The following is a 23937-nucleotide window of genomic DNA, read 5'->3' as shown; positions in this document are numbered from 1 at the left end:
AGTTCTATCCAACCAGCACTAGAACGAGTTAATATCGTTACACCAACCTAATTTCCGTTTTGGAAGGCTTCGGTAAACTTTCGTTCCAATTCGGCCTGAAATTCTTCCATAACCGGTTTTACGGTACTTTCGGGCAAATCGGCAATCTTAATATACATCAGTCCGTCTACGGAATTATTGAACAACGGATCAACATTAAACGCCACAACTTTTGCATTTTGCTTGATATACTTTTTTATCAAGACTGGCAGGCGAAGGTTGCCCGGCTCTACTTCATCGATTAGTCTATCGAATTTATTGAGGTCGGCTTGGGTTTCATCGAAAACGAACTCTTTGTCGGCATCCTTTAATTTTACTTTAAATTCTTTTTTCGGTCTTACATATTGGGCAACATAGGGGTCCCAATAGTTACTCTTCATAAACTCGATCATCAACGATTTTGAAAAGTTCGAAAATTGATTGCTTATACTTACCCCACCTATTAAATACTTGTGTTCGGGGTGGCGTAAGGTGGTATGTACTATGCCTTTCCAAAGTAAAAACAATGGCATGGGCTTTTGCTGATACTCTTTTACGATATAGGCCCTACCCATCTCTATCGATTGCTGCATCATTCCGAAAAGTTCAGGCTCGAATCGAAAGAGGTCTTGTAGATAGAATCCATCAATACCATATTTTGCAAAAATTTCCGAACCAAAACCCATGCGATAGGCGCCCACAATCACTTTCTCTTGATTATCCCATAAAAACATGTGATGATAGTAATTGTCGAATTCGTCAAGATCAATCGAATTATTGGTTCCTTCCCCAATGGCCCGAAAGGTAACTTCGCGTTGCCTTCCGATTTCCTTTAGTGTAAATGGCATTTCATTTGCCGGGGCAAGAAAAACCTCATAATTCTTACTTTGCAACAGTCTTCTATCTTTCTCGGTCAGTTTTTCGATTTCACCCTGAATGACCTCGGTGCGAACTGCCGTTGCAATTTTTCGCGGAGCTTTAGGAATTTTTAAAGAGGAGGGAATCTGGTCGATAAGTCGCTCTTTCTCGTATGCATTGGAAAGAATATACGTCTTTCTGCGTAGCAGGGCGGTATACTCTTCTAAAGTCTCTTGCTCATCTTGCATGTTCACCGATATAGGCTGACCTATGCGAACCTTGATCGGTCTGTTTCGCTGACTGTATACTTCCGAGGGTATTTTGGCCGTGCGGAATACATCGTTCATCTTAGCCAAACGATAGAAGAGTTTGCTATTCTTGGCGTGGAAATATATAGGAACTACCGGCACTTTGGCCTTGCGTATCAATTTCAATGCGGCCTCTTCCCAGGGCCTATCGACAATTAGTTTCCCGTCTTTGAAAGTCGATACTTCCCCTGCAGGAAAAATACCTAAAGGATGGCCATCCTTAAGATGCTGTAATGCACTTTTGAATCCAGAGATACTACTTTTAACATTTTTATGGTTCTCGAACGGATTGACAGGAATAATATAGGGATCGATAGGCACCATTCGCTGCAATAGGAAATTAGCCATTATTTTATAATCGGGTCTTTGTTCGGCCATCAACCTCAAAAGCAGAATACCGTCTATGCCGCCCAGTGGATGATTCGAAATGGTAATATACGCACCTTCCTTTGGCAATCTCTTAAAATCTTCTTCGGGAATCTCAAAATCGATTTCGTAATGTTTCAGAATGGCATCGGCATATTCTGTACCATTGAGGTGTTTTATGGAGTCATAAAACGAGTTGATACTCGATAATCTCGTAACCTTCATGAGAGACCAAGCAATAAGGTTACCGAGAAACCCGAACCTATCAACATTAATCGCTTTGGCCACTTCTTTTGCGGTCACTAACCCCATAAATATAGCTTTTTAGGAAAAGCTAAAGATAGAAAAAACACAAGACTGCCCTCCTATTTTAACAAAAGATAAGAGCCTTGGATATATTATTTCACCACTAGCTGCAAAGTTTCTTTTCCTCTTTGTTCCAGTAATACTTCGTGTCCGTTCTGTAAGGAAGCTATGGCTTCGGCATTAAAATGGCGTATGGTGTATAAAGACACTCCTTCGTGGCACACTACCTTAAATCGACTTTTTAAAATATTCAAAAGCTCGTCAAGCCTACCGAACCGATTATCGACGCAAACCGAAAAGCTAATGGCCGAATTCTGTATAAGATCTACCTTCATTTTATGTTCATGAAAAAGCAGGAACAGCTCACTAATACTGCTTTCAACAATGAAGGAAAAATCCAAAGACGAAAGTTTCATCAGAACCTGATTTTTCTTCAATATAAAACAAGGCACTTCTGGTTCTATACCGACTCCTTTTCCAACGGTGGTACCAGGATCTTTAGGACTTATAAAAGATTTTACATGTAATGGAATTTCTTTGCGCTGCAGTGGCTGCAAGGTCTTGGGATGAATAACCGACGCCCCATAAAACGCTAACTCAATCGCCTCTCGATATGATATTTTATTTAGTAATTGGGTTTCTTTAAAATACCTAGGGTCTGCGTTCAAGACACCGGGAACATCTTTCCAAATGGTCACTGAATCGGCATTAAGGCAATACGCTAATATAGCTGCGGTATAATCGGAACCTTCCCTACCCAATGTTGTGGTAAAATTGTTGTCGTCACTACCCAAAAATCCTTGGGTTATATTCAAAATCTTCCGATCCACTTGATCAACAACATTTTTTTGTGTCTTTTCCCAATTAACGGCAGTATCCCTATAACTATCATTGGTTTTTATCAGATTTCGTACATCTACCCAATTATTCACAATACCGATCTCGTTCAGATAAGCACTAATAATCGTAGTAGAGACCAATTCTCCGTAACCGACCACTTGATCGTACACAAAATTGTAATTCGGTGATTTATTCCAGGTCAAAAAACCTTGAACCTCATCAAACAATAGTTTGATCCGTTTAAAAATCGGATGTTGGTCATTATCAAAAAGATCTGATAGAATGCCGCCGTGATAATCGATTACCTCTTGAACGACCGAGGCCAGATTCACCTTATCATCAAAATAGGCTTTGACTACGGCCTCCATGGCATTGGTCGTTTTGCCCATGGCAGAGACTACTAATATGGTATTCTCATGCCCTGTCAGTTCTAAGACACTGACCAAATTTTTTACGCCATCGGCATCTTTTACCGATGCCCCTCCAAATTTAAAAACCTTCATATACTGTTTATAAAATTTTGTATCCCTAATTCATCCAATTGTACAACATCCCAATCGCGCATCACTTTGGCACCTTTACTTTCATAAAAAGAAATTGCCGGTTCATTCCAATCTAAAACCTCCCAACATATACGTTTCACTCCAAGCGCGTGACCGTAACGTACCACTTCGGTCAATAAAGCAGTCCCAAGTCCTGAACCTCGCATGGCCTCGGTAACGATTAAATCCTCTAAATGAATAACCGCACCTTTCCATGTAGAATACCTTGGGTAGACCAAGGCCATACCTACAAGCTCATCTTCCGACTCGGCAACAAAACAATGGAATAACTTCGTTGGTCCAAAACCATCTCGTATTAAATCTTCTGCCGAGACCTCTACGGCATTATCTTCTTTTTCAAAAACAGCCAATTCTTTAATAAGTTCCAGTACTTCTGGCATATCATTAGCTACGGCTTCGCGAATTGCAAACTTCATATTTGTTACAAATAAAACACAAAGTTATAAATTTAAAAAAGGAAATATATCCACAACTACCTTAGTTTCACAAAATACCCGATATTTGTGGTCATCTAAACAGTCCACCCTTTATGCAGCAAAAACACAAGACCCTAGGCGAGTTTATCATCGAGAATCAATCAGAGTTCCAATATTCTTCAGGCGAACTCTCAAAATTGATCAATGCACTGCGGTTAGCCGCTAAAGTAGTGAACCATGAAGTGAACAAAGCGGGACTGGTCGATGTATTAGGAGCCGCTGGCGACACAAACATTCAAGGAGAGGATCAACAAAAACTCGATGTGCTCGCGAATGAAAAGTTCATTCAAACGCTTAGCAACAGGGAGATTGTTTGTGGCATTGCCTCAGAAGAAGAGGATGATTTTATCAGCATCAATAGCAATGACAAAAACCACCAAAATAAATATGTGGTACTCATTGATCCTCTAGATGGCTCATCGAACATCGATGTAAACGTGTCGGTAGGCACCATTTTTTCTATCTACCGCAGGGTCACTCCCATCGGTACACCAGTTACTTTGGAAGACTTTTTACAGCCGGGCAGAGACCAAGTCGCTGCTGGATATATTGTATACGGCACCTCTACGATGCTCGTTTATACTACGGGCCACGGAGTAAATGGATTCACCCTGAACCCCGCCATTGGCACATTCTACCTTTCACACCCGAATATGGAATTTCCCGTAGATGGAAAAATATACTCAGTGAACGAGGGCAATTACATACATTTTCATCAAGGGGTAAAAGACTACATCAAATATTGTCAGCAAGAAGAAGGTGATCGACCTTATACCTCGCGATATATTGGTTCGCTGGTTTCTGATTTTCACAGAAATATGATTAAGGGTGGCATATATATGTATCCCAAGAGCAGTGTTACCGAACAAGGGAAACTCAGACTTTTATACGAATGCAACCCAATTGCGTTTTTGGCCGAACAAGCCAACGGATTGGCTATAGGTGGCCGCACTAGGGTATTAGATATACAGCCTACCGAACTACATCAGCGAATTCCGTTTTTTTGCGGAAGTCGAAATATGGTTGCAAAACTTCAAGAATTTCTAGAAAAATACCATTGATAGTCACCTAAAAAGAGGCACTATTGTTTTAGAAGGTATATATAATCATCAAAATCGATACGACCGCTAAAGACCTGTACAGATCTTTTGATAATCTTGTCTGCAGTTTCACCAGAGAATCCAAGTCCGGTTGCATATTTACGCAGCAATGCCATTTCATCGTCGTCAATATGGTTGTCTGCAAAAATTATTTTGAACAGATCGTACAGCCGCTCAAGCCTTTTCTCCGAATTTACCGGTGGGTCTATAGGAAACTTTTTTGCGGGATCCATTACTTCTTCATACTCTTCTTCGGTAATATCCAACTTGCGGGCAAATTGATCCAAGACAGCCTGCTCTTGCTCGTTTATCGACCCATCGGTCGAGGCCAAAGTGGCTATTGCGGCAAAATGCGCCAAATTTCTTCTATGTTCACTATTACCGTATAAATCAACGAAAGACATATATCACAATTTTATTGGGGGCAAATATAATTTTTTTAGAGGTCATATTTTATAATCTCCAAAACTTTGTTTTCTAATCAAATTCGTATTTTCACAAAGCTATGGAAAAACCACTTCTTGCATTCACGAATAAAGGTATTTATTGCAGTGCGGCCAAAGTTTATCTTGATCCTTGGAAACCTGTAGACAACGCTATAATTACCCATGGCCATGCCGATCATAGTCGCTGGGGCAATAATCGGTATATCACCCATCACCGAAATGTTCCTATCATAACACATCGCCTTGGCGAAATCGAAGTAAGCGGAAGGGAATGGGGCGAAACCTTTACCATTAATGGCGTTCAGTTTTCATTGCACCCGGCCGGTCATATCATAGGATCTTCCCAAGTTCGAGTCGAATACAAAGGGGAGGTTTGGGTATTTACCGGCGATTATAAAACAGAGAACGACGGCATCTCTACCCCATTCGAACCTCTAAAATGCCACACTTTTATTACCGAATGTACTTTCGGATTGCCTGCTTTTAAATGGGTACCTCAAGATGAAGTCTTTTCGGCCATCAATGAATGGTGGGCACAGAATCGGTCAGAAGGAAAAACATCCGTTCTCTTCGGATACAGCTTGGGAAAGGCACAACGGTTATTGAAATATTTAGATACCGATATCGGAAAAATATACACTCATGGGGCTATCGAAAATATGACGGAAGTATTACGCCCTTTGGTCGATTTTCCCGAAACATCACGTATCACCCCAGAAACAAAAAAAGAAGCACTCCTCGGAAACATCGTATTGGCGCCGCCCAGTGCCCACGGTAGCTCTTGGATTCGAAAAATGGTGCCTTACGAAACGGCCTCGGCCAGCGGCTGGATGACCTTTCGGGGCGCCAGACGAAGGCGTGCCATTGACAAAGGTTTTGTACTGAGTGACCATTGTGATTGGCAGGGGTTGATCGAAAGCATTACGGCCACCAGTGCCGAAAAAATTATTTGTACCCATGGCTACAGCGATATATTTTCACGTTACCTACGCGAACAAGGCTATGATGCTCGTACCGAGGAAACCCAGTACGAAGGGGAACTGGCAGAATTAAATTCGACTAAAGAAGAAATCACGTCAACAAACTGAAAAAATTGCGCCTCAGAACTCACCTATGTTCTGTTTTGTCAGCAATACATATGAAATGAAAACATTCGCAGCACTCATAAAAACCCTCGACAGCACCAACAAAACTACGGTGAAGGTGACGGCACTGGCCGATTACTTAAAAGTGGCAAATGATGCCGATAAGGTATGGACCATCGCCATTCTCTCCCATCGGCGTCCACCACGCCCCGTAAATACGACGCTATTGCGGGCGTGGGCCTCCGAATTGGCGAATATTCCGTTGTGGCTGTTTGAAGAAAGTTATCATATCGTTGGCGACTTGGCCGAAACCATTGCCTTGGTCGTTCCGTCAACAGCGTCATCCTCTAAAAAAAGCCTTACTCAATTTTTGAAAGAGATGATCGCCTTAAAAAGCAAAACGGACACTGAAAAGAAAGCCTATCTTTTTGAAAACTGGAACGCACTTGATTATTATGGCCGTTTCGTCTTCACCAAATTGATTACGGGCTCATTTCGAATTGGGGTCAGCCAAAAGCTAATGACCCGGGCCTTGGCAAAGGCGACAGGTTTAGATGAAGATGTGCTCGCATATAAGTTAATGGGCAATTGGGATCCCAACACGATTTCGTTTCAGAAATTGATTCTGGAAGAAAATAAAAGTGATTACCTATCAAAACCTTATCCGTTCTATTTGGCTTATGCCATAGAAAACGATGTGGAAGATTTAGGTGATGTTTCACAATGGTCAGCCGAACATAAATGGGACGGAATTCGTTCCCAGGTCATTCTTAGAAACAACGAATTATTTGTATGGAGCCGTGGAGAGGAATTGGTCACGGACAAATATCCTGAGTTTGAAAAATTTGTGGGTATTATTCCCAATGGAACGGTCATCGATGGAGAAATACTGCCCTATCCCAAAAATCAAATCGGCACCTTCAATGATCTTCAAAAACGCATTGGAAGAAAAACGGTTTCTAAATCTCTTTTAGAGAAAGTCCCGGTCATTTTAAAAGCATACGATTTACTGGAATGGGAAGGCGTAGATATTCGGAACAAACCCTTTTCCGAACGCAGAAAGTTACTGACCGCACTATATCGTGAAATTCATACTGCTAAAAGCAATCTTGAAAATCAGATTCCCCTGCATCTTTCTGAAACCATGCATTTCACGACCTGGAATGATTTGACCCGAGAGCGGGAACGTTCCCGCGAGGCACGCAGTGAAGGCTTAATGCTCAAGCGAAAAGATTCTCCGTATTTAGTTGGCCGAAAGAAAGGGGATTGGTGGAAATGGAAAGTTGACCCTCTCACCATCGACGCCGTACTCACTTATGCCATGCGCGGTCATGGTCGCCGTAGCAATCTTTTCACCGACTACACCTTCGCCTTATGGCAAGAAAATGAGGAAGGTAAAAAAGAGTTGGTCACTTTCGCCAAGGCCTATTCCGGGTTGACCGATGCCGAATTCCGAAAGGTCGATGCCTGGATAAAAAAGAACACCCTCGAACGTTTCGGTCCGGTACGTAGTGTAAAGCCCCATCATGTTTTCGAAATTGCCTTTGAAGGCATTGCATTGTCTAAACGCCACAAAAGCGGAGTGGCCACGCGCTTTCCGAGAATTTTGAGATGGCGGCATGATAAAAAAATAGAGGATGCCAATGCGATACAAGATTTAAAGGAATTAATACTTGCCGAAACTCCTAAAGCTATAGAAACCAAAGACAGCTCCAAAAATATTATAGAATGATATTGGTCTCGCAAAACTATTATATTCCAAAAACAATGACCCCCAAAAAAGATGGGCTATTGCTTTGGCCTAAACATTCACTTCGTTTGTAAGTCATGACCAGGGACGAACTGTACCATATCGCCGAAAATTGGTTTCAGCAACAAGACTGGAAACCTTTTCCGTTTCAAAAAAAGACATGGCAAGCCTTTTTACAAGGGAAACATGGATTACTGAACGCACCCACGGGTAGCGGGAAGACTTATGCGCTTTGGTTTCCTATCGTACTCCACTACATCAAAAAAAATCCGGAGTACCGCACCAAGCATAAAAAAGGATTAAAAGCTATTTGGATTACCCCTCTACGTGCGCTATCCCTAGAAATAAAACAATCCGCAGAGCGAATAACCGAAGATTTAGGAACACAAATGACAGTGGGCATACGCACCGGAGATACCAGCACTAAAGAAAGAGCACAACAGAAAAAACTGATGCCCGACCTCTTGATTACTACCCCAGAAAGCTTGCAACTACTGCTCGCTACCAAAGGGTATGATCGCATTTTTAAAGACTGTACGGCCATAGTCGTCGATGAATGGCACGAACTTTTAGGCACAAAAAGAGGCGTTCAAATGGAACTGGGTCTGTCTCGTTTAAGGAGTGTGGCCAAAAACCTCCGTATCTGGGGTATTTCGGCTACCATAGGAAATCTGGATCAGGCACGACAGGTGCTGCTCGGGCCAAATTCAAACGCCTTGGAAAATTCGGTGATGATCAAGGCTAAACTGAATAAAAAAATTACGGTCAAAAGTATCATTCCGAAAGAAATGGAAACTTTCCCTTGGCGGGGCCATTTGGGCCTACGTTTGCTTGAAGAAGTAATACCTATTATCAATAACAGCAAAACCACCCTATTATTTACCAATACACGTAGCCAGTGTGAAATATGGTTTCAAAAAATTCTTGAAAAGCATCCTGAATACGCCGGAGAGATGGCGATGCATCATGGCAGCATCAATAAAGAGACGCGGCTTTGGGTAGAACAGGCTATACGCAATGAAAGCCTGAAGGCGGTGGTTTGCACCTCGAGCCTTGACCTCGGAGTCGACTTTGCACCTGTTGAGACAGTAGTACAAATAGGAGGACCTAAGGGCGTTGCCCGATTTCTGCAACGTGCTGGCCGAAGTGGTCACAGACCTGGCAAGGAAAGCGTCATTTATTTTCTGCCCACGCACGCGCTCGAATTGGTCGAGGCATCGGCCTTACAGCAAGCTGTAAAACAACTAGCGGTAGAAGACCGCATACCCTATTTGAATAGTTTCGATGTTTTGTTACAATACCTTACTACCTTGGCAGTTTCCGACGGATTCTATCCTGATGAAATTTTCCCTGAAATTCAACAAACCTTTTGTTATCAAGCCATGTCAAAAGACCAATGGCAATGGCTCTTAAATTTTTTGGTTTTAGGCAGCCAGAGCCTTCAGACCTACGACGAATATAAAAAGGTAGAAATCGAGGAAGATGGCAAATTTAAAGTCAATAACAGAGGAGTGGCCATGCGACACCGCTTTCAAATTGGCACAATCGTAGGTGATGCCAATTTAACCGTAAGGTATCAAAAAGGTGGATATATCGGCTCGGTCGAAGAATCATTTATTTCAAAAATGACCCAAGGGGATGTCTTTACCTTTGCGGGGCGTAATTTGGAATTCATCCGTATCAAAGACATGCAGGTACACGTGCGAAATTCATCCAAAAAAACCAATAAAGTTCCTAGTTGGATGGGCGGACGACTGACACTTTCGGCGCAAATGTCGGAATTGCTGCGAAATGAACTGTATTCCGCGGGATTGGACAAAAAAAACCAATCGGTAGAAATAAGATCGCTTTCCCCTTTGTTTGACCGCCAACGCATAGAAAGTATTGTGCCCAATTCTCAAGAATTTTTAATAGAAACCTTCAAAACCCGAGATGGGTACCATCATATTTTTTATCCGTTTGAAGGTCGGTTTGTGCACGAAGCTATGGGTAGTTTGCTGGGGTACCGAATTAGTCTGCTCTTTCCAATCACCTTCTCGCTGGCTTTTAATGATTACGGATTCGAACTACTTTCCGATAAAGAAATCGATATACAACAAGTCATCGACAACAATCTATTTAGCAAAGATTATCTTTTAGAAGATCTGCAAAAGAGTCTAAACTCCACTGAAATGGCCCGTAGAAAATTTAGGGATATTGCAGTTATCAGCGGCCTGGTCTTTACCGGATACCCTAATAAGGGAATAAAAATGAAACACCTTCAGAGTAATTCACAACTGTTGTTCGATGTATTTCGAGATTACGAGCCAGACAACCTGCTGTTTCAACAAGCGTTTACCGAGACCTTTGAACATCAATTGGAAGAAGGTCGTTTACGTCTGGCCTTGGAGCGCATCGCTATCCAAGAAATTGTTTGGAAGGCTTGCAAAAAACCGACACCCTTTTCTTTTCCCATTATCACGGATAGATTGCGGGAAAAACTCAGCAGTGAAAAACTGGCCGATCGCATCAAACGCATGACCGCTATGCTGATGAAAAGAAGATAGCCGTACGTTTATAATTTTCAACGGTAACCACGGGACTTTTTGCTAATTTCGCATGGCATGAACACCCAATCTACTCTAATTCGAAATCAAACCATTATTTTTCACCCTTCGGGCACCCTTTTTTGGGAAGAAAAATCAATGCTCTTAATTAGTGATGTGCATCTTGGTAAAGTCTCGCATTTTCGAAAGTTCGGGGCTGCGGTACCGTGGAATGCGATTACAAGAAATTTTGAACTAATGGACGAAGCCATCAACTTCTTCTCACCCGAAGAGGTCGTATTTTTAGGCGATTTATTTCATTCTTCTCTTAATAGCGAGTGGAAACTTTTCGAGCAATGGATGGCCACCGTTATCTCGAAAGTCATTTTGGTGGCTGGCAATCACGACATCATATCTCCCCTGAAATATGAAAATTTGGGTATTGATGTGCTCTCTGAAATGATTTCCGATGAATTTTTATTGACGCACCATCCTGAGGAACGCGATGGTTATTTCAATTTTTCGGGGCACATACATCCGGCCATTCGGTTACGGGGCGAAGGTCGGCAATCACTCCGGTTACCATGCTTTTTTAAAAGTACGAATCAAATGATATTGCCAGCTTTCGGCACTTTTACCGGCAGTCACATTCTTGAACCTAAACACGACAATGAGGTTTACGCCATAACCGAAGACGCCGTGTTTAAAATAGAATTGAGCATACCAAATCGCGGAAGACATTTTTCATAACAGCGCATTTTTAGGCTATTTCAGTTAATTTTTGTCTCTTAAAAAGACTACATTGGTATGGATAACTCCACCAAATAGCCAACGCGCAACATGAAAAAAAAACTCGCCATCTTCAACCTTTTATCAGTAATCTTGGTAATCGGAGTCAATTATATCTCACAATCCGTTCGCCTGAATGATTTAACCATTGGTGAAATCAGTGCTAAATATGTTAACCTTTTTACTCTCGCTAGTTACGCTTTTGCTATTTGGGGCCTTATATTCTTGAGCCTATTGGCATACGCCATTTTTCAGGTACGCCGTGCTTTTTTTAGTCAAAAAGAAAGTACGTTTATTGAACAGACGGGCTATTGGTTTGTTATAGCCAATATTTTGAACTGTAGCTGGGTTATTGCTTTTGTTTATGATTATACCGCTCTGTCGGTTTTAATTATGCTAGGCATTCTGTTTTCACTCCTAAAAATCGTTCTCAATACCAACATGGAACGCTGGGATGCCCCAATCGAAATCATCGCATTTGTTTGGTGGCCGATTTGCCTTTACAGTGGTTGGATTACCGTTGCCACGATCGCCAACATCTCCCTTTATTTAACCAAAATGGGTTGGGATGGTGCTTTTCTTTCAGAAGAGCATTGGACGATTGTCATGATAATCGCAGCCACAGCAATCAATATTGCCATGATTGTTTACAGAAATATGCGAGAATTTGCCGCTGTAGGCATTTGGTCCCTATTAGCAATTTTTGTGCGACACAACGGTTCACTTGACACGATAGCCTATTCGGCATTGTTCTGTAGTTTTATCCTATTGGCCGCAATCGGCATACATGGCTATCAAAATCGGAAGACCAACCCAATGTCCAAATTGATGGAACGGATAAAAGAATAACAAACTATTCTCAATGGTAAATAACAAAAAATACCTCTTGCCATCATTTCAAAATTCAAACCATACTCTTCATATCGTTGCCCCAGGAAGGATAGGTAAAGATTGTTCGTTGTATATCATTTGTGGTCATTCCATTATTTATGGCCATAGCAAATAAATTTATGGTCTCTGCGGCATAAGGTCCCAAGAGGTGTGCTCCAATTATTTTATCGGTACGTTCGTTTATTAAAATTTTATAGGAATATATTGGACTATTGAGACGTTTGGCATTGAACCAATCGGAAGCCGATTCTTTTTTAATGACCACATTTTTATAACGTTCCTTAACTTGTTTTTCCGAATAGCCTACGGATGCAAGATTAGGCAATGTAAAAACTGCGGAAGGCACCACGGGCACATCGATTTTTTTTGTATTTCCCGCTATAATATTATGAGAAACAACATACCCTTCTCGCCCCGATAAAGGTGTCAGTGGTACAGAATGATTCGAAACATCACCACAAGCGTATACATTTTGGTTGGATGTACTTTGTAGGTATGTATTCACTTTCACTCCATTTTCATCGAACGCGACATTCCCTTTTTCAAGTCCCAACTCAGCCAATGCAGGTACGCGCCCTGCAGTATTAAAAATTAACTTAGTCGAAATACGCTCCGATTTCCCATTCTTTTCATAATTCAACTGGTATTTCTTTTTTGATTTTTTCACCGCATTGACAGTGGCATTAAATATGAAATCTATGCCCATTAGTTTTGAATATTCGGTCAATTCATCCACTAAATCCGTATCAAAATCGGCCAATGGTCGATTACCAGTATCGATTACCGTCACCTTGGCCCCCGCTCTGGCAGCCATATGAGCAAATTCCATACCCACATAACCGGCGCCGATGAACGTCAACCTCTTTGGCATTTTCTTTAAATTAAGGAAATCATCACTGGTCTTTAAATGTTCGGCCCCTTTAAAAGGTAATTCGCGTGGTGTATAGCCTGTGGCAATCACAATTTTATGGGCCTTCACCGTTTTACCTTCTACGGACAGTGTATTTTCATCAAGAAAATGGGGCGATTGATGATATAGTTTTACACCCAGCTTTGAAAGTTTGTCTTCCGTCTTCACAGGAACCGCGTTCGTAAACCCTTTTTTAAATTTTTGCAGTTTTTTCCAGTTGAGGCGAGGTAGTGTTACTACTTTCTTTTCTTCAAGGTGTCCGGCCATTTCCAGAACTTCAGTTCCTGCCAAGAGCACTTTTTTCGGATCACAGCCCCTATTGGCACAAGTACCCCCAAACTCGCGATAATCGGCCATGGCCACAGTAAGTCCACCCTTGATACATGCTTCAGCAACAGTCTGCCCTGCGGTTCCGCTACCAATAACAAATACATCGAATTCCTCTATTTTCATAATTTTTGTATTTCTAGAGATGTGATTCCCGCTGTCACAATATCCAAATTTTAAATACCAAAGATTAACCCATATTCTAAAATTATGAACGCTGTCAGTTAAGCACATATTCCTATCTTTGCAGTTCAAAAATTGAAATAACCCTCATAGCAACAGGGTTAATTCGACCATAAGGTTTGACCTATTCGATATGGATATAATCAGACCATAGGGTTTCATTAAAAATTAACGGTTGACCCCAGCTACAATTCAACAACTGTTCGAACAGTCTCCACAGACACGGAAACTGAGGGACGCTATTGCCCAAAATGCCGATCTTGATAAAAGCATCGTATTAAAAGGACTCACGGGTTCTTCATTATCCTTTGTACTTTCGGATGTCTTTTTGAATTCAGAAGTTCCTTTTTTATTGGTTTTCGATGATAAAGAAGAAGCGGCCTACTACTTAAACGACCTGGAACAAATGATTGGGGAAAAAGACGTGCTCTTCTACCCCGGAAGTTACCGTCGGCCCTACCAAATTGAGGAGACCGACAATGCCAATGTCTTGCTTCGGGCAGAAGTTTTGAACCGTATCAATTCTCGAAAAAAACCCGCGGTTATTGTCACCTATCCCGATACCCTTTTTGAAAAAGTAGTTACAAGAAAAGAACTCGACAAGAATACCCTGAAAATAAAGTTAGACGATTCTATTTCGCTCGATTTTCTAAACGAGGTACTTTTCGAATACCAGTTCAAACGTGTCGATTTTGTTACGGAACCCGGTGAATTTTCGGTTCGTGGGGGTATTGTCGATGTATTCTCATTTTCACATGATGAGCCCTACCGCCTTGAGTTTTTTGGCGACGAAGTCGATAGCATCCGTACTTTTGATGTAGAAACGCAACTTTCGACCAATAAGGTCACTAAAATTACCATCATCCCCAATGTAGAGAACAAGTTTTCAAATGAGTCTCGTGAAAGCTTCCTCAAATACATACCAGAAAACACGGTAGTCTTCGGAAAAAACACCGACCTAATTTATGATCGGCTAGATTCATTCTTTCAAAAGGCCGAAGAAGCATTTACCAAACTTTCGTCAGAAATAAAACATGCCAAACCGGAAGAACTGTTTGTAAACTCCAAACTACTTCGAAGTCAGTTACAGCAATTCTCAGCTGTAGAATTAGGTGCGGCTTCGACTGTGCTGCACCCAACAGGTGACGCCACAGCGGCACCGGTAATAGTTTTCAACACCAAACCCCAACCGGCTTTCAACAAAAAATTCGATTTGTTGATCGACGACCTCAACAACAACCATAAAGCCGGTTATTCGAATTATATATTTTGCGCGTCTGAACAGCAAGCCAAACGGTTTCATGATATTTTTGACGAAGTTGGTCACGATGTGCATTATAAAACACTGGTTTTTCCATTATATCAAGGGTTTATTTCCGATGATCTTAAGCTCGTTTGTTACACAGACCACCAGATTTTTGAGCGCTACCATAAATTCCACCTTAAAAACGGATACGCAAAAAAACAGGCAATTACGCTCAAAGACCTCAACAAACTTGAAATCGGTGATTATGTGACCCATATCGATCATGGTATCGGAAAGTTCGGTGGACTTCAAAAAATTGATGTCGAAGGCAAAAAACAGGAAGCCATTAAACTGATGTACGGCGAGCGCGACATTCTCTATGTTAGCATTCATTCGCTACATAAGATTTCAAAGTTCAATGGAAAAGATGGCGCCCCGCCAAAAATTTATAAATTAGGTTCTGCCGCCTGGAAGAAATTAAAGCAGAAAACGAAAACAAGGGTAAAGAAAATAGCTTTCGACCTTATAAAAGTTTATGCCAAGCGACGGTTACAAAAAGGGTTCCAGTACGACCCTGACAGTTACCTGCAATATGAATTGGAAGCTTCGTTTATTTATGAAGATACCCCCGACCAGACCAAGGCCACTGAAGATATTAAAAAAGATATGCAAAGTGAGCGCCCCATGGACCGTTTGGTCTGTGGTGATGTGGGTTTTGGAAAGACCGAAGTGGCAATTCGAGCAGCTTTTAAGGCGGTTGACAATGGCAAGCAGGTAGCCGTTCTCGTTCCTACTACTATTTTAGCCTTTCAACACCAACGCACTTTTGCCGAGCGGCTCAGTGATATGCCCATAACGGTCGATTACTTAAATCGTTTTCGAACGCCCAAGGAAAAAAAGGAAACGCTAGAAAATTTGGCTTCCGGAAAGGTCGATATTATCATCGGCACCCACCAGCTGGTCAATAAAAATGTGCAGTTTAAAGATTTAGGGTTGTTGATTGTCGACGAAGAACAGAAATTCGGAGTTTCCGTCAAAGACAAGCTCAAATCAATAAAACAAAACGTTGATGTTTTGACCCTTACAGCAACGCCTATACCACGAACGCTGCAGTTCAGCTTGATGGCGGCACGGGACTTGTCGGTCATCAATACTCCACCACCGAACCGCTATCCGATAGAAAGTGAAGTCATTCGTTTTTCCGAGGAAACCATTCGTGATGCCGTACAATATGAAATTCAACGGGGCGGACAGGTGTTTTTCATTCATAACCGAATCGAAAACATCAAAGAAGTGGCCGGCATGTTGCAACGTTTGGTGCCCGATGCCAAAATAGGAATCGGACACGGCCAAATGGAAGGTAAAAAACTGGAAACTCTAATGCTGGCCTTTATCAATGGGGAATTCGACGTGTTGGTTTCCACCACCATTGTAGAAAGTGGTCTGGATGTTACCAACGCGAATACGATTTTTATCAATAATGCCAATAACTTCGGGTTGAGCGACCTCCACCAAATGCGGGGCCGAGTAGGTCGAAGCAACAAAAAAGCCTTTTGTTATTTTATTACGCCCCCTTTTCATATGATGACGAGCGAGGCACAAAAACGTATTCAGGCACTCGAGCAATTTACCGAACTCGGCAGTGGTTTCAATATTGCAATGAAAGACCTTGAAATAAGGGGCGCCGGTGATTTGTTAGGTGGAGAACAAAGCGGTTTTATCAATGAAATCGGTTTCGACGCCTACCAGAAAATCTTGGCCGAGGCCATTGACGAACTTAAAGAAAATGAGTTTAAGGAACTGTATGAAGAGGTAGAAGGCCATCACGAGAAAGTCTTTGTAAAAGACACGCAAATCGATTCTGATTTTGAGTTGCTCTTCCCCGATGATTATATTAATAATATCACCGAGCGCCTGAACCTCTATACCGAACTGAATCAAGTTAAAGACGAAGAGGGGTTACAGAAATTCGAGGCAGAATTAATCGACCGTTTTGGAGAGCTTCCCTCGCAGGTAGAAGACCTCTTGAACTCGGTGCGTATCAAATGGATTGCCAACAGTATAGGGTTGGAAAAAGTCGTTATGAAAAAAGGAAAGCTCATTGGCTACTTCATCTCGGATCAACAATCGCCATTCTACCAAAGTCCCGGTTTTATGAAAGTAATGCGGTTTGTTCAAAGCCAGCCCCAACTCTGTAAGGTAAAGGAAAAACAGACGCGAAACGGACTGCGATTATTATTGGTCTTTGAACGCATTACTTCGGTCGACAAAGCACTGAAGGCCATGGCACCTTTTGAACAACAAATGGCCGAGGTTTCATAGTTCTTAATTTACTTTCGAACTACAGCATGGTTATAACTTCGATTTTATATATTTTAGGAGGATGATTTTTCAATCACTTTACTAACACTTCGACCATGCTACCCGTCAAAACAATTTCAATTTTCTTATTATCATCAATTTTCGCCCTGTTTATTTCATGTACTGAAACACCATCAAAACCGCGTGTACTTATTTCTACGGATATCGGTGGAAGTGATCCCGACGACTTTCAGTCTATGGTACACCTTTTGCTCTATGCCGACACATTGGACATTGTCGGTTTGGTATCCTCTCCACCAAATGGTGGCCGTAAAAAGCATATTTTAGAAGCTATCGAAGCTTATGAAACCGATTATACCAAATTAAAAGAGCGATCTACCGAGTATCCCTCACCAGATTACCTGAGATCGATTACTTCACAGGGCGCCTTAGATCCCCAAAAAACCGACAAGCCAGACACGGCCATTAGCGAAGGGGCGCAACGGATTATCGACGAAGCCCACAAACCCGATATAAGACCACTATACGTTCTTGTATGGGGCTCGATTACGGATATCGCCCAAGCACTACAGGCGGCGCCCGATATCAAATCGAAAATAAGGGTGTACTTTATAGGGTCGTGGAACACAAAACTAGACCCCCTAGCTAGAAACTACGTCTACAACGATCATCCCGATTTCTGGTTTATAGAAAATAATACTACTTTTCGCGGCATGTATATGGGCGGATATAATGAAATGGATTACGGAAACGAAAGCTTTGTAACTTCGAACGTAAAAGGAAGGGGTGCCTTGGGAAATCTTTTTTACCAAAAGAAGAAAGATATTAAAATGGGAGACACCCCTTCTGTACTTTATTTGCTCCACGGAGATCCCGAAGACCCAGAGTCGGAAAGTTGGGGAGGTCGCTTTCAAAAAACGGGCCATGGCCCAAATTACTTTACAGACCTACAACAACCCGAATATCAAGAGGGCGACAAACCCGGAGCAAAAACTGTTAACAAATGGCGCCGCGACTATCTAAACGATTGGAAAAAAAGGCAAGGCGTACTTTTAAATTAGCCTTCCTCAATTTTAATGTCGGTCATTTACGAATTTGAAATTAATTAGCTACGGCGCACGGCCATTGGTTTTGTGATTGGCTTTGCCTATATTTAGCTCAATCAAACCACCCTATATGAAATCAAAGCACAACTCTCGTAGAGAATTCGTAAAACAAAGTAGCCTCGGTGCTTTAGGCCTTACCTTATTGCCCTCAATGTACGGCAAAGTTGCCCCTAGTGACCGTTTAAGAGTAGCCCACATCGGTGTGGGAGGCATGGGCAACAATCACATGGCATGGTTCGCAGGCCTACCCGAAGTCGATGTGGTAGCCCTTTGTGATGTCGATGAAGCACATCTGGCATCCAGCTTAAAAACAATGGAAACGCTGCAGCCCGGCAAAAAGGTGGACGGTTATGGCGATTTTAGACATATTCTAGATCGAAATGATATAGATGCCATTACCTGTGCTACTCCCGATCACTGGCACGCCCAGATTGCAACGCTAGCTTTTCAGGCCGGTAAAGATGTGTATGGTGAAAAACCGCTCTCGTATGATGTAAAGGAAGGGCAAATGATGCTCAAAAACCAACAGAAGCACAACCGTATTTTTCAATTGGGTACGCAGATACATGCTACAGATAACTACCACCGCGTTGTTGAAATCATTCAAGCAGGTGCCATTGGAAAGGTTCATACCGTTCGTTTGTGGAAAAACGATGGTTCACCTGATTTGGGCCACCCCAAAAGTGTGGCCGTGCCAAAAGGTTTGAATTGGGACATGTGGCTCGGACCGGCACCTTATGTAGATTATGTACCCGAGCGCTGTCACTTTACCTATCGCTACTTTTTAGACTATTCCGGAGGAATGTTTGCCGATTTCTGGTGCCATATCGCCGATGTCGCCTTTTGGGCATTAGAACCCAAGGGATTAAAAAGCATAGCCGCCAGAGGTGAAGAAGCTGCGGGAATTTCCGATACCCCCAAGTGGATCGAGATTGACTATGAATTCGAAGATCTAAACTTACATTGGTCTACCAACCCACCCAAAGTTCCCGGTGCCCAAGAAATGGAAATCGGCGCCTATTTTGAAGGAGACAAAGGAACTTTGATCTGTGATTACAACAACCGTAAGATTACCATCAACGGAGAGACCGTCACCGATATACCAGAAGTACCAAAAAGTATTATTCGGTCGCCTGGCCACCAGCAGAATTTCGTTGATGCCGTAAAGTCGAGAACTCAATCCGAATCAAATCTGGCCTATGCCCGAGAAATGACATTGCCTATGCATTTGGGCTTGATTTCATGGCGATTGGGAAGAAAACTCGAATGGAACCCTGATAAAGAAAAGTTTATCGGTGATGCCGAGGCCAACAAGCTGTTATCACGAAAGGCTCGAAAGAAATGGCGATTGGTATAAAAAGACGGCACTATTTTTTTCATAGATAGAATATACACCCTCATGAAAAAACAACTGATTTGGGCCTTATGTACTATGTTTCTACTAACGGGTACATACGCCCAAGAAACCAAAACACAAATTAAACAAGAAAAAGCGATTACCGTTTTAATTGCCGAATATGCCCAAGTCAGGGAAACCAAAGACACCGTAGCGCTAAAACAGCTGCTAACTACCGAAATCGATCAATTGGTTTCAACAGGGGAATGGCGTCGCGGTAAAAAAGGAGCCTTAGAAGGAATGATGCGAAGTTCGAACAGTAATCCGGGCAGCAGAACCCTGACCGTTGATTACATTCGATTTTTAAACACCGATACGGCCATTGTCGATGCGCGTTATGAAATACAAAATACCGATGGTAGTACTCGAAAAATGTGGAGCACTTTTATTGTTGCCTACGAGGAAGGCCGTTGGAAAATAACCGCCATTCGCAATATGCTGCCAAAGGAGTAACCGCAAGCGACTTCCAAAAGTTTTAAGGGAGGTTCATACCCATATAGAATTGATGTGGATAATGGTATAATATCCTGCAAGGGTTTTGAATATTCATTATGACACCATAAATTTGAGCTTAATCGAAACTAACGTCGTTCCAACAAGGGGCAAAAAATGAATAGCCTATGAATTTTGAACCTCATCATTTGTTGGAAGCAAAAACCCGTGGTGATTTAATCGCGATTGCGAAAAAAAATAAAATTCCGATAGCCAAGACCTTAAAAAAAATAAGTTACGAGGAAGAACTTGCCAGATTGCAGGCCGAAATGGTCAACCTCCAAAATTGGATAGTGCAGCAAAAATTACGAGTTGCCGTACTATTCGAAGGAAGGGATGCATCAGGAAAAGGAGGTTCGATAAAACGATTTAAAGAGCACCTAAATCCCCGAACATCAAAGGTTGTTGCATTGACCAAACCTACCGATGTAGAACAGGGTCAATGGTATTTTCGACGCTATATAAAAGTGTTGCCCAATGCTGGTGAAATTGCCTTTTTCGACAGAAGCTGGTACAATAGGGCGGTTGTAGAACCTGTGATGGGCTTTTGTTCCAAAGAACAATATAAAAAATTCATAGTTCAAGTTCCCGAATACGAACATTTACTTTACGAGGATAATCTAAAACTTATAAAATTTTGGTTTTCCATATCTAAAAACGAACAAAAAAAGAGGTTTAAAGACCGATTGAACAATCCTTTAAAAAGATGGAAATATAGTCCTGTAGATATGAGAGGACAGGAATTATGGGACAGCTACACGCACCATAAGGAAGAGATGTTCAGTAAGACACATACCAATTTTAGCCCCTGGGTCATCGTAAAAGCAAATGATAAGAAACAGGCCCGACTTGAAAGTATGCGGTACGTACTATCGCAGTTCGATTATAAAAACAAAGGAGAATCAAAGGTTTCCCTATTACCCGATCCCAATATCGTAATGCGGTACCACAGAAGTATTGTTCAGATCGACAAATAAAAAATTTATCAAATCCGACTAGTCTCGAGGTAGCGTAAGAAATAATTTATGAGCAAATCTGAATTAAACAACAAAGAAGTCGCCCTGCTCAACTCGAAGCTAGGCCTACATGCACTTTTAAAAAACAAAAAGGTCGACCTTGTCAAATCATTGGAGGAGGTAGAATATTATCTCGAACTACAAAAAAGACAAGAAGAGCTAATAAAACTGCAGGCCTGGGCCATTGAGAACGACGAAAAGATTGTCATTCTTTGTGAGGGGCGTGATTCCGCCGGAAAGGGCGGGGCCATACGAAGGTTCACCCAGTACATTAATCCGAGGCATTACAGAATTGTCGCCTTGAACATACCGACGGACGACGAAAGAAAACAATGGTTTTTTCAAAGATATATCTACCAATTGCCAAAGCCGGGCGAGATTGTATTTTTTGACAGAAGTTGGTACAACCGGGCCGTGGTTGAGCCTGTGAATAACTTCTGTACCGAAAGCGAATATGAGATCTTTATGTCGCAGGTCAACGATTTTGAAAAAATGGTTATCCAGTCGGGGATCCACCTTATCAAACTTTACTTTTCCATCTCGAAAGAAGAACAGGCCAAACGTTTTAAAGATATTAAAAAAGACCCCTTAAAACGTTGGAAAATGACGGCCGTTGATGAGCGGGCACAAGAATTATGGGATGAGTATAGCACGTTTAAAGAGCAAATGTTCGAAAAAACGAACACGGTACATGCTCCGTGGACCATTATCAGCGCCGACAAAAAATCAAGCGCTCGGTTGAATGCTATTTCACATGTTCTTGAGACGATTCCATATAAGTAAATCCGGGATTAAGTAAGTTAGGTCACCCTAAAAGGACGGTCGTTCAAATATGACCACAGGCGTTTCTTATTAAGTGCCTGTAATAATCGGATAGCATCAATGATGCTATCCGATTGGTGTGTATAATTTGAAAACACCATAGAACTACTAATTCAAACAAAGTCAAAGTGAATATATTCTCTTATCATTTAGTCGAACTTCCCTTTTTTGAAGCGATAAAGAGAATATTCTCGAATCCAATTCCTAAGAACTCCAAAGGGCTGATTCACTCAGAGTACATGACAGCCATGAAATTGGGTTCCCCAATCTTATCTACCTCTAGAATTTTAATAGGACAAGTGGCTATTTTTATACAATGGGAAAATGAAACTGCACTTGAAAATTATTTGGTACAAGACCATTTTGGAAGATTATTAGCAAAAGGTTGGCATGTACGCTTGTCTTTTATTAGAGAATGGGGGAAGTTTAGTGAATTCAAAATACCAGACTATAAAGACAAATTAGAAAGTCCAAATTCTCCAGTAGTTGCTGTAACAATAGCAAGAATGAAACCTTTTGCAATTCCCAGATTTATCAATTGGGGTAGGCCTGTAGAAAAACTTGTTAGAGACCATTCAGGAACTACACTTTCATTGGCATCAGTAAAGTTTCCGAATACAGTCTCAACTTTTTCAATTTGGAAAACGGAAAAAGAAATGACCGATATGGTTCATGGTCATAGTCCGGTTGAAAAGCCTAATAGACATTCCGCTGCAATGAAAGAAAGGATTTTCATTTTGAGTTCATCACATTAAGATTTAAACCTATGGCCGAGTTTGGTAAGTGGAAAGGACAATCAAATTTTATCCCCAACACTTAAGAGTTCCAGCAAAAATGGGAATAGCATATAAAAAACAAAGTATACAAGATTGGATTACTCAGCAATGGGTCATTATTTTTGGGGAGAAAATTGACAAAACAAAGCACAAATGGCTTTTAGGTCCTTTTGGAGGCACAAATGGCATTGGTCAAAAATTTATTAGCCAATTAGCAGAAAAAGAACATTTGGTTATTGAAAACCAAAAAATGAACAAGGGTTTAATTGAATCAATCGACCAACTAAATCTCTCTACAAATGAATTAAACGCTTTATCTCAAGATGTGATTGACTTTTATCAAAACACATCTAATTATGACCTTCAACTAAAAGCAAAATGGAATCCATTATTTAAAGGTTTCGGCATTTTGGTAAGAATAATATTCAGTAAAAGAATAGAACAACTAAATGTTCCGATTCAAAACGTAGAGAACTCATCAGGATTGACAAGTGAAATAATTCAACTACTCGATTCTGAAACAAATGAAGTTAAAAGAACAATTTGGCTTCGAGCATTTAAATCAACAGGCCAAATAGTTTATTCGGGAGTTTATGAAACTTGCACTATACCATCTGGCAAGTCATGTATAAAAGCAATTTTCACTTTGCCAAAAGGAAATGCAACAGTCATTTTAACTCCAAAAATTGGAGAAAATGGGGAACTCATTCTAGATTCCGAAGGACAAAAAATTGGAGATAGCGGGTTTTACTTTTTGCTAAAAGACTCAAAAGGACAACTATGGACTAAGTTCATTAAATCATTTAAAGACCAGCTCGTAGTAAGAAGTGAGAATGATAGAATTACTGCCACACAAACTTTGACATTATGGAATTTAAGAGTTCTGAAATTTGAATATGAAATAAAAAAACGAAACACAACAAGTTATAGCCAATATCACAAAACTTAATGTTAGAAGGAATTGTAGATTTATTAGTTACTGTTTTGGATTTATTCTTAATCGGTTCTTCCTCAACGAAA

19 protein-coding genes are annotated in these 23937 nt (G+C 41.3%); 14 read left to right on the top strand and 5 right to left on the bottom strand.

Features of this window, described 5'->3' with window-relative positions:
• Positions 1-47: 47 nt before the first annotated feature.
• The 3 genes from BLS33_RS15995 to BLS33_RS15985 all read right to left on the bottom strand — a co-directional run bounded on the left by BLS33_RS15995 (position 48) and on the right by BLS33_RS15985 (position 3675).
• Positions 48-1862 carry a GNAT family N-acyltransferase gene (locus BLS33_RS15995; RefSeq protein ID WP_089891629.1) on the bottom strand — a complete coding sequence of 605 codons (1815 nt, stop codon included), beginning with the start codon at positions 1860-1862 and terminating at the stop codon, positions 48-50.
• 86 nt (positions 1863-1948) lie between these two features.
• Complete coding sequence (locus BLS33_RS15990) at positions 1949-3199, bottom strand: aspartate kinase (protein ID WP_089891626.1); 1251 nt, start codon at positions 3197-3199, stop codon at positions 1949-1951.
• Entirely contained in the window at positions 3196-3675 is a 480-nt protein-coding gene (locus tag BLS33_RS15985; RefSeq protein ID WP_089891623.1) for a GNAT family N-acetyltransferase, read from the bottom strand. Before BLS33_RS15985 ends, BLS33_RS15990 begins: the two co-directional genes overlap by 4 nt.
• Positions 3676-3788: 113 nt before the next feature.
• Here BLS33_RS15985 and fbp point away from each other — a divergent pair, with 113 nt between their 5' ends.
• Positions 3789-4796 carry a class 1 fructose-bisphosphatase gene (gene fbp / locus BLS33_RS15980; RefSeq protein ID WP_089891620.1) on the top strand — a complete coding sequence of 336 codons (1008 nt, stop codon included), beginning with the start codon at positions 3789-3791 and terminating at the stop codon, positions 4794-4796.
• 20 nt (positions 4797-4816) lie between these two features.
• On the opposite strand, the gene BLS33_RS15975 is transcribed toward fbp, so the two are convergent.
• Complete coding sequence (locus BLS33_RS15975; RefSeq protein WP_089891617.1) at positions 4817-5239, bottom strand: TerB family tellurite resistance protein; 423 nt, start codon at positions 5237-5239, stop codon at positions 4817-4819.
• A 101-nt stretch (positions 5240-5340) separates the two neighbouring features.
• On the opposite strand from BLS33_RS15975, the gene BLS33_RS15970 reads away from it, so the two are divergent.
• The 5 genes from BLS33_RS15970 (at position 5341) to BLS33_RS15950 (ending at position 12279) form a co-directional block, all read left to right on the top strand.
• On the top strand, positions 5341-6369 hold the full coding sequence (locus BLS33_RS15970; protein ID WP_089891613.1) for a ligase-associated DNA damage response exonuclease: 1029 nt from the start codon (positions 5341-5343) through the stop codon (positions 6367-6369).
• 55 nt (positions 6370-6424) lie between these two features.
• Positions 6425-8098: an ATP-dependent DNA ligase gene (locus BLS33_RS15965; protein WP_089891610.1), complete on the top strand. Its 1674-nt coding sequence runs from the start codon at positions 6425-6427 to the stop codon at positions 8096-8098.
• A 95-nt stretch (positions 8099-8193) separates the two neighbouring features.
• Positions 8194-10662, top strand: coding sequence for a ligase-associated DNA damage response DEXH box helicase (locus tag BLS33_RS15960; protein ID WP_089891607.1), 2469 nt, complete (start codon positions 8194-8196; stop codon positions 10660-10662).
• A gap of 57 nt (positions 10663-10719) precedes the next feature.
• Positions 10720-11391 (top strand): ligase-associated DNA damage response endonuclease PdeM, encoded by a 672-nt coding sequence (pdeM, locus tag BLS33_RS15955; protein WP_089891603.1) that lies wholly within the window; start codon positions 10720-10722, stop codon positions 11389-11391.
• A gap of 90 nt (positions 11392-11481) precedes the next feature.
• Positions 11482-12279 (top strand): hypothetical protein, encoded by a 798-nt coding sequence (locus tag BLS33_RS15950; protein ID WP_089891600.1) that lies wholly within the window; start codon positions 11482-11484, stop codon positions 12277-12279.
• Positions 12280-12334: 55 nt separating this feature from the next.
• Here BLS33_RS15950 and BLS33_RS15945 read toward each other — a convergent pair whose 3' ends face one another.
• On the bottom strand, positions 12335-13684 hold the full coding sequence (locus BLS33_RS15945; protein ID WP_089891899.1) for a dihydrolipoyl dehydrogenase family protein: 1350 nt from the start codon (positions 13682-13684) through the stop codon (positions 12335-12337).
• Positions 13685-13916: 232 nt separating this feature from the next.
• On the opposite strand from BLS33_RS15945, the gene mfd reads away from it, so the two are divergent.
• From mfd to BLS33_RS15905, 8 genes are all read left to right on the top strand, one after another.
• Positions 13917-17309: a transcription-repair coupling factor gene (mfd, locus tag BLS33_RS15940; RefSeq protein WP_089891597.1), complete on the top strand. Its 3393-nt coding sequence runs from the start codon at positions 13917-13919 to the stop codon at positions 17307-17309.
• A gap of 95 nt (positions 17310-17404) precedes the next feature.
• On the top strand, positions 17405-18370 hold the full coding sequence (locus BLS33_RS15935) for a DUF1593 domain-containing protein (RefSeq protein WP_089891594.1): 966 nt from the start codon (positions 17405-17407) through the stop codon (positions 18368-18370).
• Between the two features lie 115 nt (positions 18371-18485).
• Positions 18486-19772, top strand: a complete 1287-nt coding sequence (locus BLS33_RS15930; protein ID WP_089891591.1) for a Gfo/Idh/MocA family protein — start codon at positions 18486-18488, stop codon at positions 19770-19772.
• Positions 19773-19814: 42 nt separating this feature from the next.
• Positions 19815-20264 carry a YybH family protein gene (locus BLS33_RS15925; protein ID WP_089891589.1) on the top strand — a complete coding sequence of 150 codons (450 nt, stop codon included), beginning with the start codon at positions 19815-19817 and terminating at the stop codon, positions 20262-20264.
• A gap of 167 nt (positions 20265-20431) precedes the next feature.
• Complete coding sequence (gene ppk2 / locus BLS33_RS15920; RefSeq protein ID WP_089891586.1) at positions 20432-21280, top strand: polyphosphate kinase 2; 849 nt, start codon at positions 20432-20434, stop codon at positions 21278-21280.
• A 48-nt stretch (positions 21281-21328) separates the two neighbouring features.
• A complete protein-coding gene (gene ppk2, locus BLS33_RS15915; protein ID WP_089891583.1) occupies positions 21329-22102 on the top strand; it encodes a polyphosphate kinase 2 in 774 nt (257 codons plus the stop codon).
• Positions 22103-22269: 167 nt separating this feature from the next.
• On the top strand, positions 22270-22896 hold the full coding sequence (locus BLS33_RS15910) for a hypothetical protein (protein ID WP_317039868.1): 627 nt from the start codon (positions 22270-22272) through the stop codon (positions 22894-22896).
• Between the two features lie 79 nt (positions 22897-22975).
• Positions 22976-23866: a hypothetical protein gene (locus BLS33_RS15905; protein ID WP_089891581.1), complete on the top strand. Its 891-nt coding sequence runs from the start codon at positions 22976-22978 to the stop codon at positions 23864-23866.
• Positions 23867-23937: the final 71 nt, after the last annotated feature.

It is taken from the genome of Kriegella aquimaris, from assembly GCF_900103215.1.
In the GTDB taxonomy this organism is placed as follows: domain Bacteria; phylum Bacteroidota; class Bacteroidia; order Flavobacteriales; family Flavobacteriaceae; genus Kriegella; species Kriegella aquimaris.
Note: the sequence above shows the minus strand (reverse complement) of the source record. Positions and strands in the feature narration are given on the sequence as shown.

Excerpts from the sequence above, each read along its gene's own strand:
- BLS33_RS15925 (WP_089891589.1), top strand. The coding sequence starts at position 19,815 with ATGAAAAAACAACTGATTTGGGCCTTATGTACTATGTTTCTACTAACG.
- BLS33_RS15990 (WP_089891626.1), bottom strand. The coding sequence starts at position 3,199 with ATGAAGGTTTTTAAATTTGGAGGGGCATCGGTAAAAGATGCCGATGGC.
- BLS33_RS15945 (WP_089891899.1), bottom strand. The coding sequence starts at position 13,684 with ATGAAAATAGAGGAATTCGATGTATTTGTTATTGGTAGCGGAACCGCA.
- BLS33_RS15935 (WP_089891594.1), top strand. The coding sequence starts at position 17,405 with ATGCTACCCGTCAAAACAATTTCAATTTTCTTATTATCATCAATTTTC.
- fbp (WP_089891620.1), top strand. The coding sequence starts at position 3,789 with ATGCAGCAAAAACACAAGACCCTAGGCGAGTTTATCATCGAGAATCAA.
- BLS33_RS15950 (WP_089891600.1), top strand. The coding sequence starts at position 11,482 with ATGAAAAAAAAACTCGCCATCTTCAACCTTTTATCAGTAATCTTGGTA.
- BLS33_RS15995 (WP_089891629.1), bottom strand. The coding sequence starts at position 1,862 with ATGGGGTTAGTGACCGCAAAAGAAGTGGCCAAAGCGATTAATGTTGAT.
- ppk2 (WP_089891583.1), top strand. The coding sequence starts at position 21,329 with ATGAGCAAATCTGAATTAAACAACAAAGAAGTCGCCCTGCTCAACTCG.
- BLS33_RS15965 (WP_089891610.1), top strand. The coding sequence starts at position 6,425 with ATGAAAACATTCGCAGCACTCATAAAAACCCTCGACAGCACCAACAAA.
- BLS33_RS15960 (WP_089891607.1), top strand. The coding sequence starts at position 8,194 with ATGACCAGGGACGAACTGTACCATATCGCCGAAAATTGGTTTCAGCAA.
- BLS33_RS15970 (WP_089891613.1), top strand. The coding sequence starts at position 5,341 with ATGGAAAAACCACTTCTTGCATTCACGAATAAAGGTATTTATTGCAGT.
- pdeM (WP_089891603.1), top strand. The coding sequence starts at position 10,720 with ATGAACACCCAATCTACTCTAATTCGAAATCAAACCATTATTTTTCAC.
- BLS33_RS15975 (WP_089891617.1), bottom strand. The coding sequence starts at position 5,239 with ATGTCTTTCGTTGATTTATACGGTAATAGTGAACATAGAAGAAATTTG.
- BLS33_RS15930 (WP_089891591.1), top strand. The coding sequence starts at position 18,486 with ATGAAATCAAAGCACAACTCTCGTAGAGAATTCGTAAAACAAAGTAGC.
- BLS33_RS15905 (WP_089891581.1), top strand. The coding sequence starts at position 22,976 with ATGGGAATAGCATATAAAAAACAAAGTATACAAGATTGGATTACTCAG.
- ppk2 (WP_089891586.1), top strand. The coding sequence starts at position 20,432 with ATGAATTTTGAACCTCATCATTTGTTGGAAGCAAAAACCCGTGGTGAT.
- BLS33_RS15985 (WP_089891623.1), bottom strand. The coding sequence starts at position 3,675 with ATGAAGTTTGCAATTCGCGAAGCCGTAGCTAATGATATGCCAGAAGTA.